Raw genomic sequence first — 13288 nt, 5'->3', positions numbered from 1 at the left:
ATCCTCCCGGGGGTGGCCGGGCCACCAGTGGGTGCCGCGGCTAACCCTCAGCCTAGGGTGAAAGGCGTGTCAGACGTCTACGCCGAACCGACGACCGCCACCGGACCGACCGATCCGGGCACCCTGGCGCGCTACACCACCCTACGCCTCGGTGGCCCGGCCGGTCGGCTGGAGATCGCCGACGACGCCGCCGGAATTGTCCGCAAGGTGCAGGAGGCGGAGGCCCGCGAGCAGCCGGTGCTGGTGCTGGCCGGCGGCAGCAACGTGGTCATCGGCGACCAGGGCTTCCCCGGCACCGTCGTGCTCGTCCGCTCCCGGGGGTTCCAGGCCGTCGACGCGGACGACGACACCGTCACCGTACGGGTGGCCGCCGGCGAGCCGTGGGACGACCTGGTCGCCGCCACCGTCGAACGCGGCTGGGCGGGACTGGAATGCCTCTCCGGCATCCCCGGCTCGGCCGGCGCGACGCCGATCCAGAACGTCGGCGCGTACGGCCAGGAGGTGGCCGAGACGATCGTCGCCGTCGAGGCGTACGACCGCACGCACCGCGAGGTGGTCCGGATCCCGGCGGCGGACTGCGGATTCGCCTACCGGGGCAGCGTCTTCAAGTACAGCGACCGCTGGGTGGTGCTCTCGGTCGACTTCCGGCTCACCCGCTCGCCGCTCTCCGGCCCGGTCCGCTACGCCGAACTGGCCCGCGCGCTCGGCGTCGAGGTCGGCGACCGGGTGCCGCTGGCCGACGCCCGGGCCACCGTGCGCCGGCTGCGGGCCGGCAAGGGCATGGTGCTCGACGCGGCCGACCCGGACACCTGGTCGGTGGGCTCGTTCTTCACCAACCCGGTGCTCGACCGCGAGGCGTACGAGCTGCTCCGGGAGCGTGCGGCCGACCTGGGCGAGCCGCCGCACTGGCCGGGCGCCGGCGACGTGGTGAAGGTCAGCGCGGCCTGGCTGATCGACAAGGCCGGCTTCGGCAAGGGGTACGCCGGCCCGGAGGGTGTGGCCATCTCGACCAAGCACACGCTCGCGCTCACCAACCGGTCCGGCACGGCCAGCACCGCCGCCCTGGTGGCCCTGGCCCGGGAGATCCGCGACGGCGTGCACGCCCGCTTCGGCGTCCCCCTCCACCCCGAACCCGTCCTGGTCAACTGCACCATCTGACCCGTCGGACCAGCCCGCCCCCCCGCCCGTGCGAGGGGCTGGCTCCGGGTGTGCCGCTTCTTCGCGTTGAGGGTCCGTCCGGGTCGCGTGCGCTCTGCGTGTGCTGAGCCTGGAGGGCCCCTGGAGGGGCCGTTTGGTACCAAGATCTCGGAGCCGCGGAGCCGGCGGGACAGAAGGAGGTCAGGTCACGTCGGGGCGACCGCGGGCCAGGGAAGCGTCAGGTAGCCACGGCGCCAGGCGGCGGGGCGGTCCTGGACGGGCCAGCCGGCCTCCTTGAGCGCCGTCACGGCCCGCAGCCAGCGCTGGCGGGGGCCGAACGGGGCGTAGCCGGCTGCCGCTCGCCAGGTCTGCTCCAGCGCGTCGAGCAGCCCGTGCACGCGCTCGCCGGGGACGTTGCGGTGGATCAGCGCCTTGGGCAGTCGCTCGGCAAGCGTCGCCGGGCTCTCCAGCGTGGTCAGCTTCGCGGCCAGCGTGAGCGTGCGCGGGCCGGCGGCGTCCAGCAGCACCCACGCGCCGAGCCGCCCCAGCTCGTCGCAGGTGCCCTCGACCAGCAGCCCGCCGGGCGCCAGCCGCCCGGTGATCGTGCGCCAGGCGTCGGCGACCTCGCTCTCGTCGTACTGGCGGAGCACGTTGAACGCCCGGACCAGGGCGGGACGCAGCCCGGCCAGCTCGAAGCCGCCCCGGGCGAACGTCAGCCCGGGTGGGTCGGTGGCCGGCTGGGCGGCGGCCACGCGTACCGGATCGATCTCCAACCCGACCACCCGGACGTCGGCGCGGACCCTGGTCGCGAGCCGGGCCCGCAGCTCGACCGGGGTGACCGGGGTGGCGCCGTACCCCAGGTCGACCACGAGCGGGTCGGCGGCGGCGCGGAGCGCGTCGCCGCAGGCCCCGACGATCCAGTTGTCCACCCGGCGGAGCCGGTTGGGGTTCGTCGTGCCCCGGGTGACGACCCCGAGCGGCCGGCGCGGCTCCACGGTCAGGACGTCCGGTGCACCTTGTGCTGGGCGGCCTGGGCCAGCGGGCGGACCACGAGCTGGTCGACATTGACGTGGTGCGGGCGGGTGGCGCACCAGGCGACGCAGTCGGCCACGTCGTCGGCGACCAGCGGTTCGGCCACCCCGGCGTAGACCGCCTCGGCCCGGTCCGCGTCGCCGCCGAAGCGGACCAGCCCGAACTCCTCGGTCCGCACCATGCCCGGGTCGATCTCGACCACCCGGACCGGCCGGCCGGACAGTTCCAGGCGGAGCGTGCCGGCGATCGCGGTCTGCGCGTGCTTGGCCGCCGTGTAACCGCCGCCGCCCTCGTAGACGACGTGCCCGGCGGTCGAGCTGACGATCACGATGGTGCCGGCGCCGGAGCGCTCCAGCGCGGGCAGCAGCGCCTTGGTGACCCGGAGCGTGCCGAGCACGTTGACGTCGTACATCCATTGCCAGTCGCCGACGTCGGCGGTCTCGACCGGGTCCAGGCCGCGGGCGCCGCCGGCGTTGTTGACCAGCAGGGTGACCGGGCCGGGCGCGGCGTCCGCCGCGGCGGCCAGGGCGGCGACCGATTCGTCCGAGGTCACGTCGCAGGCCACCGCGGTGGCCGCGCCGCCGGCCGCCTCGATCTCGGCGACCAGCGAGGCCAGCCGGTCGGTACGCCGCGCGGCAGCGAGCACGTGGAAACCCTCGGCGGCCAGCCGGCGGGCGGTGGCCGCGCCGATCCCGCTGGACGCTCCGGTGACGATGGCGACTGAGGTCATCCGGACATTCTCTCCCGCCGCCCCGCTCCCCGCGGTGATGAGGTCCGTCACGCCGGGGAACCCGCCGCAGGCATTTCCGAACCCCGATGGGGAAGATGACACCCGGCGTACGGGTTGACCCGAGAGGCGCCGGTCGTGCGGGACGGCATCAACCGTGACAGAGGGAGCGGACGTGGCGGAGTTGCACACCGGTGTAGGTCGTCAACGAGGTGCCCTGCCGTGGCCCCGGCCACGCCGCATCGCCACCCTCTCGGTGCACACCTCGCCACTGCACCAGCCCGGCACGGGCGACGCCGGCGGTATGAACGTCTACATCCTGGAGGTCGCCCGGCGGATGGCCGAGGCCGACGTCGAGGTGGAGATCTTCACCCGGGCCACCTCCGGTGACCTGCCCCCGGTGGTCGAGATGGCGCCCGGGGTGACCGTCCGGCACGTCACCGCCGGCCCGCTGGAGGGGCTGACGAAGGAGGAGCTGCCCGGCCAGCTCTGTGCCTTCACCGCCGGCGTGCTGCGCGCCGAGGCGGCCCGCCCGCCCGGCCACTACGACCTGATCCACTCGCACTACTGGCTCTCCGGCCAGGTCGGCTGGCTGGCCAAGGAGCGCTGGGGCGTGCCGTTGGTGCACACCGCGCACACCCTGGCGAAGGTCAAGAACGCCCGGCTCGCCGCCGGGGATCGGCCCGAGCCGAAGGCCCGGGTGATCGGCGAGGAGCAGGTGGTGGCCGAGGCGGACCGGCTGGTCGCCAACACCCGGGTGGAGGCCCGCGACCTGCTCGACCGGTACGCGGCCGACCCCGGCCGGGTCGCCGTGGTGGAGCCGGGCGTGGACCTGGACCGGTTCCGCCCCGCGCGCGGCGACCGGGAGTCCGCGAGCCGCGCGGCCCGCCGCCGCCTCGGTCTGCCGGTGCACGGCTACGTGGTCGCGTTCGTCGGCCGGATCCAGCCGCTCAAGGCCCCGGACGTGCTGGTCCGCGCCGTCGCCGCGCTGCGCGAACGGGACCCCGCGCTCGCCGACGAGTTGACCGTGGTGATCTGCGGCGGCCCGAGCGGCAGCGGGCTGGACCGGCCAACCGCGCTGATGGAGCTGGCCCACTCGCTCGGCGTGGCCGACCGGGTCCGTTTCCTCCCGCCGCAGACCGGCGAGGACCTGCCCGCCCTCTACCGCGCCGCCGACCTGGTCGCGGTGCCCTCGCACAGCGAGTCGTTCGGGCTGGTCGCGCTGGAGGCGCAGGCCTGCGGCACGCCGGTGCTGGCCGCCGCCGTGGGCGGTCTGGTCACCGCCGTACGCGACGGCGTCAGCGGGATGCTCATCGACGGGCACGACCCGGTCGACTGGGCGCGGGCGTTGGCCGGCCTGCTTCCCGAGCGGGTGCGGCGGGCGGCCCTGGCCGTCGGCGCGGAGCGGCACGCCCACGACTTCTCCTGGCACCGGACCGTCTCGGGGCTGCTCGCGGTCTACGGCAATGCGATCTCCGAGCACCGGGCCCGGCTGGCCGGCCGGCTCGGCGACCCGGCGCTCGCCTGCTCCTGGTGACGGCCGCCGCCCGGCAGTCGCCGGCAGCCGACCGTAGAGTGGGTGCGATGAGCCGCACGAGTGAGGTCGCCGCGCTGATCGAGACCGTCTGCGCGGAGCGCGAGCTTCAGTGGGAGTCCACCGGCGAGGCGTCGTACGCGGTGACCCTGCCGGGCACGCACAAGCTCAAGACGATCTGCAACCTGATCGTCGGCGAGCACGCGTTGCGGATCGAGGCGTTCGTGATGCGCCAGCCCGACGAGCGTCGCGAGGAGCTGTGGGCCTGGCTGCTCCAACGCAACGCGCGGATGTACGGCGTCTCGTTCTCCATCGACGCGGTCGGCGACGTCTACCTGACCGGTCGGGTCAACCTGGCCGGGCTCGACGCCGACGAGCTGGACCGCCTGTTCGGCTCCGTGCTGACCTACGCCGACGAGTCGTTCGACAGCATGCTGGAGATCGGCTTCGGCGCCGCGATCCGCCGGGAGTGGGAGTGGCGGGTCAAGCGGGGCGAGTCGACCGCCAACCTGGCCGCGTTCGCCCACCTCGTCGAGCCCTCGACCTCGGCCGGCTCGGCCGCCGGAGGTTCGGAGCCCTCCTGACGGGTATGCCGCACCGCGCGGTGCGGAGCACTGGGACCCACCGCGGGCCGAGGACGGACTGTCGAGGAGCGTGTCCCATGGCTCAGCGCAACAGCTCAGGTCGCGGCACGACTGCGACCCGAACGAAGCGGCAAACCGGCAACCAGACTCCGAACACCCCGATGGTGTCGGAGTCCGAGATCTCCCGGATGAAGGTCGACGACATCCGGGGCCAGCTCCGCCGGCGCGGGGTCTCCGGGATCTCCGCGCTGCGTAAGCCGGAGCTGGTGAAGACACTCGCGCGTACGATGCGCGCGGAGGGCCGCGGCGGCGCGGCGCGGCGGAGCACCGGCCCGTCCGGCCGTCCGTCCGCCACCCGCAGGTCCGCCGCCGCGAAGAAGACCACGGCGGCGCGGCGGAGCACCGCCGCGAAGCGGACCGCGTCGTCGCCGGCCAAGTCGGCGCCGGCCGCGCGGGCCACCGGGGCGAGGGCCAAGGCGACGGGTACGCGCAAGGCGGCGCCCGCCCGGGCGAAGGCCACTCCGGCTCGGGCGAAGGCGACCGCGTCGCGCGCGAAGGCCACTCCGTCGCGGGCGAAGGCGGCCCCGGCTCGCGCCAAGGCCAGTCCTTCGCGGGCGAAGGCCACTCCGTCGCGGGCGAAGGCGGCCCCGGCTCGCGCCAAGGCCAGTCCTTCGCGGGCGAAGGCCACGTCGGCTCGCGCCAAGGCCACGCCGGCACGGGCGAAGGCGGCCCCGGCGCGGAAGGCGGCCACGGGTCGCGCGCAGGCCGCGCCGACGCGTGGGCCGGCGTCCAGCCGGTCGATCGGGTCGTCCCAGCTCATCATGTCGCTCACGGATCTCCCGGAGCGTCCCGGTCGCAGCCTGGTGACCCGCAACCACGAGGTGATCCAGCGTTGGGCCCTGGCCCGGGGCGCGAAGCCGGCCACCATCGCCGGCACCGAGCGGGGCGACCGGCCCGGGGTGCTGACCTTCAACATGCCGGGTTACCGGGAGAGCAGCCGGATCCGGGAGGTCACCTGGGACGACTGGTTCCGGACGTTCGACTCGCGGCGGCTCAACCTGATCTACCAGGAGCAGATGCGGGACGGCCGGCAGAGCAACTTCTTCCGGACCGAGAACCCGAATCGCGAGGACGGCTGAGGTTTACGGGAATGGTCGGCGGGAACCCGACGTTGGCCATCGCGGAGACCACAGCAGGGACAGCCGGCTTCCCGACACGGACGCTGTGACGGGTAAGACAGCGATCCGGGTTGAATCCGGAATCCGGGCGAACTAACTTTATTGCACCGCGTCACGCTTGTTTTCGTTCGGGGGAGCGGCGGATCGATCAGATCCGCGCAAGCGAGATGCGAGGATCGGGTGGAGCACACCGTTGGGGGACGGTGCCGCCCGTGGTAACCGGCGGCGCGAGCGGGCGACGCTTACGGGGGTGAGTGTCGCCCGCCGCCGCCGGGCGTACGGTACGAGCGCCCATCTCGACGGGGGTCGGGGTGGGCGCTCTGCCGTCTCAACGCCGGCTCTCCTCCGGCTGCCGGGCGGCGGCCCGCAACGCGGCGACCCGGCGTTCCCGGGGCCCGCCGGCAAGCAGGTGCCCGGCCGCGGCGCACAGGCCCAGCCCACCCACCACCAGCCAGTGCCGCTCGCCGAGATGCTCCAGGCTGAGCCCGCCGAGCGCCGGCGCCACGAAGGACGCCGCGGGGAACGTCAGGTAGAACACCGACTGGTAGCGGGCGCGCAGTTCCGGCGGGGCCAGATCCGCGTTGATCTGCGCGTTCGGCGGCGCGGCGAGCATCTGCCCGGCCGTCCAGACCACCGCCGCGCCGAGATAGAGCGGCAGCCCGTCGGCGACGGTGAGCGTGCCGAACCCGAGCGCCATCAGCCCGGTGGAGACGGCCAGCACGGTGGATTTCCGGTACGGCTCGATCAGCCTCGGCACGAAGAGCTGGCCGGCCACGATCAGCGCCCCGCCGAGCGCCACCACCAGCCCGTACGCCGTCGGGCGAAGGCCGTCCGCGCGCATCGCCAGCGGCATGATCGTCGACGTCTGCATGGTCAGCACGGCGAGCAGGAAGGTCAGCCCGACGAAGGCGAGGAAGGTGCGATCGGTCAGCGCGGTGTGCAGCCCGGGCCGCCGGCCCAGCACCGCACGCGGAGTCACCGCGCGGCGGTCGAGCGTCTCCGGCACCTTGAGCGCGATGACCAGGGCCGCGGCCAGGGTGGCCCCGGCGTCGACCAGGAACAGCGCCAGGAAGCTCGCCTCGGCGAGCACCCCGGCCAGCAGCGAGGCGACCGCCATGCCCAGGTTGAACGCCCAGAACTGGAGGTTGAACGCGCGGGACCGGCGGGCCTCCGGCACCACGTCCACGATGGCCGCCACGAACGCCGGGCTGGGCATCGAGTGCGCCACCCCGACCAGCGCCGCCAGCACCGCGATCAGCGCCAGGTGCCGGCTGAACGCCAGCGCCACCATCAGCCCGGCCGCGGCGAGGTGGGCGGCGAGCAGGGTGGACCGCCGGCCCCACCGGTCGGCCAGCACGCCGCCGAGCAGCGTGCCGGCCGCGCCGCCGATCCCGTACGCGCCGACCACGAGCCCGGCCAGCGACGGCGAGGCGCCCCGGGCGGCGGTCAGGTAGAGCGACAGGAACAGCAGCGCGAACGCGCCGGCCCGGTTGACCAGCAACCCGGACCAGAGGTACCAGAACGTGGCGGGCAGTCCGCCGGCCGTGTCGTCCCACCAGCGCCGCAGGCCGTGCACCCGTCCTCCAGGAAGGTTTCCTTACCGATTGCACCGCCACCGTATCCGCCGGTCCGGCGACGGCTCCGGGCAGGCGTACGTACTCAGGAGCCGACCCGGACCGGCGCGGCGGGTGACGCGGCCGCGGCCTCGGCCGCCTCGGGCGCCGGGGTGCGGGCCAGGGTGACCGGCGTGACCGTGGCGCCGGTGGTGCGGAGCTGGGTGGCGCGCCGCTCCCGGGCCGGGCCGGAGATCAGGTGGGCGACCGCCGTGACGGCGCCGACACCGGCGCAGGCCAGCCAGAGCGCGGTGTTGCCGGCCTGCTCCCGGAGCAGGCCGCCGAGGATCGGCGCGGAGGCCCCGGCGAGCTGCCAGGAGAGTGAGAACACGCCCTGGTAGCGGCCGCGCAGCGCGGCCGGCGACAACTCGGCGATCAGGGTGGCGTTGGAGGGCGAGTTGAGCATCTCGCCCAGCGTCCAGATCAGCACGGTGAGGCCGTAGAGCCAGATCGTGTCGGCGAACGCGGTGAGCCCGAACCCGACCCCCATGATCAGTGCGGCGAGCGCCAACACGTGGGACCGGCTCCGGCCGGCGATGAGCCTCGGCACGAAGAGCTGCCCGATCACGATGAGCACGCCGTTGAGCGCGATCACCGAACCGTAGGTGGCCGGGCTGAGCCCGGAGTCGACCATGGCGATCGGCAGCATCGAGATGTGCTGGAGGAAGACCAGCGCGGCGAACAGGTTGAGCGCCACGAAGCCGAGGAAGACCCGGTCGCGCAGGATGGTGCGCAGCGCGCCGGCCGGAGCCGCCGCGCCCTTGGCGGCCGGGGCGGCCGGTCGGGTCAGGGTCTCGCGGACCCGGGTGAAGATGATCAGCGCGGTGACCAGCGTGGTGGCCGCGTCGACCAGGAAGAGCAGCAGGTAGCCGGCCTCGGCGGCGAGGCCGGCCAGGACGGCGGCGCAGGCGAAGCCGAGGTTGATCGCCCAGTAGTTCAGCGAGAACGCCCGGAGCCGGTCCTTCTCCGGCACCACGTCGATGATCATCGCGCCGAAGGCCGGGCGGGCCGCCTCGGCGAACGTGCCGAGCAGCAGCGCGCCCACCGCCACCGCCCAGAGCGGCCGGGCCAGGCCGAGCGCGACCATCATGGTGGCCGCGCCGAGGTGCGCGGTGAGCAGCGTGGGCCGCCGGCCCCAGCGGTCGGTGAGGGTGCCGCCGACGGTGGTGCCGACCGCGCCGCCCACACCCCAGAGCCCGATCACCAGGCCGGCCTGCGCGGCCGAGAAGCCCCGCTCCCGGGTCAGGTAGATGGCGAGGAAGATCAGGACGAACGAGCCGAGTCGGTTGATCAGCGTGCCGGTCCAGAGGTACCAGAAGGAACGGGGTAACCCGCCCGCCGTCTCCCGGAACCAACCCCGCACCGTCCGCATCCCGACGCCCCCGTTCGGTAATGACCGATCAATCTCGGACGCCTTACAACCTAGTGCCGCGCCGGAGGCGCGGTCATCCGCATTTCCACGTGGTGGTCGTCACCACAGGTCCCCGCGTGTCCACCCGGTCGGTACGGCAGGATGATCCGCATGACTGCGAGCGAAGGACCCACCGTCGGGACGCTGGTCCTGCTGCGGCACGGCGAGAGCGACTGGAACGCCAAGAACCTCTTCACCGGCTGGGTCGACGTCGACCTGACCGCCAAGGGTGAGACCGAGGCGCGGCGCGGCGGCGAGCTGCTCCGCGAGCACGGCCTGCTGCCGGACGTGGTGCACACCAGCGTGATGCGCCGGGCGATCCGCACCGCCGAGCTGGCGCTGAACGCCGCCGACCGGCACTGGATCGCGGTGCGTCGCTCCTGGCGGCTCAACGAGCGCCACTACGGCGCCCTCCAGGGCAAGAACAAGAAGCAGACGCTCGACGAGTACGGCGAGGAGCAGTTCATGCTCTGGCGCCGGTCGTACGACACCCCGCCGCCCCCGATCGACGACAACGACGAGTGGTCGCAGGTCGGCGACCCCCGGTACGCGCTGCTGCCGACCGAGCTGATGCCCCGCACCGAGTGCCTGAAGGACGTCGTCGACCGGATGCTGCCGTACTGGTACGACTCGATCGTGCCGGACATCCTGGCCGGCCGGACGGTGCTGGTGGCGGCGCACGGCAACTCGCTGCGCGCGTTGGTCAAGCACCTCGACCAGATCTCCGACGAGGCGATCGCCAAGCTGAACATCCCGACCGGCATCCCGCTGCGCTACGACCTGGACGTCGAGCTGCGCCCGCAGGTGCTCGGCGGCACCTACCTGGACCCGGCGGCGGCCCAGGCCGCCGCCGCCGCGGTAGCCAACCAGGGCCGCTGAGATGTAAGGCGGGGCCCCTTCTCGACGCTTCCGGTATAGACGGGGCCCCTTCTCCGCACTCCCCTGTGGAGAAGGGGCTCCGCCTGACTGCGGGGCGGGGCGGGTCAGGCCGACGGCGAGCCGGTGATCAGGTACACCACGTGCTCGCCGGCGTTCACCGCGTGGTCGGCGAAGCGCTCGTAGAAGCGGCCCAGCAGGGTGGCGTCGATCGCGGTCTCCACCCCGTACGGCCAGTCGTCGCCGAGCAGCACGCCGAAGAGGCTCTTGTGCAGGTCGTCCATCGCGTCGTCGTCCCGGTCCAGCTCGGCGGCGACGTCGGCGTCGGGCTTGGCCAGCACCGCGCCGATCTTCTCGGCCATCCGGTCGGCGATGCCGGCCATGTCGGTGAAGACCGGCCGCAGTTCGGCCGGCACCGCCGGCGAGGGGTGCCGGCGCAGCGCCGTCTTCGCCACGTGGTCGGCGAGGTCGCCCATCCGCTCCAGGTCGGCGGCGACGTGCAGGGCGGTGATCATGGCCCGCAGGTCGGAGGCGACCGGCGCCTGCCGGGCCAGCAGGTCGCAGACCCGTTCCTCCACGTGCCGGTAGAGCTCGTCGATCTCGGCGTCCCCCGCGGTCACCGTCTCGGCCGCCGCGCGGTCGGCGGTGAGCAGCCCTCTGGTGGCCTGCCGCATGGCCGCGCGCACCGCCTCGGCCATGTCCACCAGCAGTTGGCTGACAATCTGCAGGTCGGCCCGGAACTCGTCGCGCATCGTCACTTCCTGGGGTCGGTGGCCGTTGCCCGGGACGGGTACGGCGTGAGCAGGTGCGCGCCCCACGGTAGGCCGGACGGCCGGCACCAGGGTGAACGTGGGTGAACGACGCGGGACCCGTGGGTGAACATTCCCGGAAGCGAGAGTGATTCGTCCCTTTGTGACCGATCCCCGGGTTAACAATGACCCTACGATCGGCGAGTGGAATGGGCGGTGGCCATCGCGGTGGCCGTGGCGCTGGTGACCGGACTGGTCGCCGGGTCGATGCTGTCCGGCCGGGTGGGGGAGTGGCGGCGCCGCCGGGCGTCGCGGGGCGGCGGGACCTCCCGCCGTGACGCAGGGAGGCCGACGATTCCGGACTACCAACAGGGGGGCCTCTCCGGGCTCGGCCGCAAGACGATCGACTCGTTGCGCGCCGGCGTGGTGGTGCTCGACTCCGACGACGTGCCGGTGCTGGTGAACCCGGCCGCCCGGGCGATGGGCCTGCTCCGTGCCGGGGCGGCGCCGGGCTCGATCGCGGCGCACCCGCTGATCCGTACGCTGGCCGGGCAGGTCCGCCGCACCGGCGTGCGTCGCGAGATCGAGCTCGACCTGCCCCGGGGTCGCGACAGCGCCGGTGACAACCCGCTCGGCGTGCACCTGCGGGCCATGGGCCTGGGCGCCGGATACATCTCGATCGAGGCGGTCGACGTCACCGAGTCGCACCGTCTGGCCCGGGTACGCCGGGACTTCGTGGCCAACGTGAGCCACGAGTTGAAGACCCCGATCGGCGCCCTCCAACTTCTCGCCGAGGCGCTGGTGGACGCGACCGAACCGGCCGGCGACGGCGCGCCCGACCTGTCCGAGGACCTGGTCGCCGCGCGACGGTTCGCCGAGCGGATCCAGCACGAGTCGACCCGGCTCGGGCGGCTGGTGCAGGAGCTGCTGGAGCTCACCCGACTCCAGGGCGCCGAGCCGCAGCCCGCACCCGAACCGGTCGCCGTGGACTGGGTGCTCGCCGAGGTGGTCGACCGGACCCGCACCGCGGCCACCGCCCGCCGGGTGGAGATCGTCGTGGGCGGGCAGCGGGGCCTGACCGCGTACGGGAGTGACAGCCAACTCGCCACCGCCGTGGCGAACCTGGTGGAGAACGCGGTCAACTACTCGGCCGAGGACACCACGGTCCGGGTGACCGTGCGGGGCACCGACGAGCACGTCGAGATCGCGGTGGCCGACCAGGGGATCGGCATCGCCCCGAACGAGGTCGACCGGATCTTCGAGCGCTTCTACCGCGCCGACCAGGCCCGATCGCGCTCGACCGGCGGCACCGGCCTGGGGCTGGCCATCGTCAAACACATCGCCAGCAACCATGGCGGTCGGGTGGAGGTGTCGAGCACCCTTGGTGGTGGGTCGACGTTCACCCTCCGGCTGCCTGCCCGCCCCCCGGACGACCTGGAGGCGACACTCGCCTCCGCTGGGATCGAGGCCGGCCCGGCCGAGCTTCGGCAGGTCTGACCACAGGAAAGGAAGCACCCGTTGAGCCGCGTACTGGTGGTCGAGGACGAGGAGTCGTTCTCCGACGCCCTGTCCTACATGCTCCGCAAGGAGGGCTTCGAGGTCTCCGTCGCCGCGACCGGCACCTCCGCCCTCACCGAGTTCGACCGGACGGGCGCGGACATCGTGCTGCTCGACCTGATGCTGCCGGAGATGTCGGGCACCGAGGTGTGCCGTCAGCTCCGCCAGCGGTCGCACGTCCCGATCATCATGGTCACCGCCCGGGACAGCGAGATCGACAAGGTGGTCGGCCTGGAGATCGGCGCCGACGACTACGTGACCAAGCCGTACTCGCCGCGTGAGCTGGTCGCCCGGATCCGGGCGGTGCTGCGCCGGCAGAGCACCGAGGCGAACGAGACGGGCGCGCCGACCCTGGCCGCCGGTCCCGTCCGGATGGACATCGAGCGGCACGTGGTGACCGTGGACGGGGCCGGCGTGCAACTCCCGCTCAAGGAGTTCGAACTGCTGGAGCTGCTGCTGCGCAACGCCGGCCGGGTGCTCACCCGTGGCCAGCTCATCGACCGGGTCTGGGGTGCCGACTACGTGGGCGACACCAAGACGCTGGACGTGCACGTGAAGCGGCTGCGCTCCAAGATCGAGCCGGAGCCGTCCACGCCGCGCTACATCGTCACGGTGCGAGGTCTGGGCTACAAGTTCGAGCCGTGACCGACGCCCCTCTGAGCCACCTGTGGTGTTCCACCGAATGTCCCGGGTGGGTGGGATGTCTGGTTCGGCGGTGGTGGGCGGCACGCTGGCGGCGGAATCGGCCCGGGGTGCGCGGCGTTGTAACCGGGTGAACGGCCGAGGAAGGTGAGTGCACCCCCGCGCCGCCGACCCGCGCCCCCCGGGAATGACGGTGGGCGGCCGGTCGTTACACATGGTCCGGCGCCGCGTAGAGGCCCCCGCGCCCC

12 protein-coding genes are annotated in these 13288 nt (G+C 73.5%); 7 read left to right on the top strand and 5 right to left on the bottom strand.

The window, feature by feature from the left end:
- Window positions 1-66: 66 nt before the first annotated feature.
- Window positions 67-1158 (top strand): UDP-N-acetylmuramate dehydrogenase, encoded by a 1092-nt coding sequence (locus ACGFI2_RS14815; RefSeq protein WP_393516259.1) that lies wholly within the window; start codon window positions 67-69, stop codon window positions 1156-1158.
- A gap of 185 nt (window positions 1159-1343) precedes the next feature.
- On the opposite strand, the gene ACGFI2_RS14810 is transcribed toward ACGFI2_RS14815, so the two are convergent.
- Window positions 1344-2132, bottom strand: a complete 789-nt coding sequence (locus ACGFI2_RS14810) for a class I SAM-dependent methyltransferase (RefSeq protein WP_393516256.1) — start codon at window positions 2130-2132, stop codon at window positions 1344-1346.
- Window positions 2133-2134: 2 nt separating this feature from the next.
- Entirely contained in the window at window positions 2135-2899 is a 765-nt protein-coding gene (locus ACGFI2_RS14805) for an SDR family NAD(P)-dependent oxidoreductase (RefSeq protein ID WP_393516253.1), read from the bottom strand.
- A 172-nt stretch (window positions 2900-3071) separates the two neighbouring features.
- Between ACGFI2_RS14805 and mshA the strand changes: the two genes are divergently transcribed.
- The 3 genes from mshA (at window position 3072) to ACGFI2_RS14790 (ending at window position 6153) form a co-directional block, all read left to right on the top strand.
- Window positions 3072-4433: a D-inositol-3-phosphate glycosyltransferase gene (gene mshA, locus ACGFI2_RS14800; RefSeq protein WP_393516250.1), complete on the top strand. Its 1362-nt coding sequence runs from the start codon at window positions 3072-3074 to the stop codon at window positions 4431-4433.
- Between the two features lie 47 nt (window positions 4434-4480).
- Entirely contained in the window at window positions 4481-5014 is a 534-nt protein-coding gene (locus ACGFI2_RS14795; RefSeq protein WP_393516247.1) for a YbjN domain-containing protein, read from the top strand.
- Window positions 5015-5301: 287 nt separating this feature from the next.
- Complete coding sequence (locus ACGFI2_RS14790) at window positions 5302-6153, top strand: hypothetical protein (RefSeq protein WP_393516917.1); 852 nt, start codon at window positions 5302-5304, stop codon at window positions 6151-6153.
- A 367-nt stretch (window positions 6154-6520) separates the two neighbouring features.
- On the opposite strand, the gene ACGFI2_RS14785 is transcribed toward ACGFI2_RS14790, so the two are convergent.
- Window positions 6521-7768, bottom strand: coding sequence for an MFS transporter (locus ACGFI2_RS14785; protein ID WP_393516245.1), 1248 nt, complete (start codon window positions 7766-7768; stop codon window positions 6521-6523).
- Between the two features lie 83 nt (window positions 7769-7851).
- Entirely contained in the window at window positions 7852-9177 is a 1326-nt protein-coding gene (locus ACGFI2_RS14780; protein ID WP_393516243.1) for an MDR family MFS transporter, read from the bottom strand.
- A 150-nt stretch (window positions 9178-9327) separates the two neighbouring features.
- Here ACGFI2_RS14780 and ACGFI2_RS14775 point away from each other — a divergent pair, with 150 nt between their 5' ends.
- Complete coding sequence (locus ACGFI2_RS14775; protein WP_393516240.1) at window positions 9328-10095, top strand: phosphoglyceromutase; 768 nt, start codon at window positions 9328-9330, stop codon at window positions 10093-10095.
- A 104-nt stretch (window positions 10096-10199) separates the two neighbouring features.
- Here the strand turns inward: ACGFI2_RS14775 and phoU are convergent, their stop codons facing one another.
- Entirely contained in the window at window positions 10200-10844 is a 645-nt protein-coding gene (phoU, locus tag ACGFI2_RS14770) for a phosphate signaling complex protein PhoU (protein ID WP_393516237.1), read from the bottom strand.
- Between the two features lie 213 nt (window positions 10845-11057).
- Between phoU and ACGFI2_RS14765 the strand changes: the two genes are divergently transcribed.
- Both ACGFI2_RS14765 and ACGFI2_RS14760 read left to right on the top strand, forming a co-directional pair.
- Window positions 11058-12338: a sensor histidine kinase gene (locus ACGFI2_RS14765; RefSeq protein ID WP_393516915.1), complete on the top strand. Its 1281-nt coding sequence runs from the start codon at window positions 11058-11060 to the stop codon at window positions 12336-12338.
- A gap of 21 nt (window positions 12339-12359) precedes the next feature.
- The gene (locus ACGFI2_RS14760; protein WP_393516234.1) at window positions 12360-13043 is read left to right on the top strand and encodes a response regulator; all 684 of its coding nucleotides are present in this window, start codon (window positions 12360-12362) and stop codon (window positions 13041-13043) included.
- Window positions 13044-13288 lie beyond the last annotated feature (245 nt).

Source organism: Micromonospora sp. NPDC049282 (assembly GCF_043197045.1).
GTDB lineage: Bacteria > Actinomycetota > Actinomycetes > Mycobacteriales > Micromonosporaceae > Micromonospora.
This window is presented reverse-complemented; position numbering and strand designations above follow the sequence as displayed.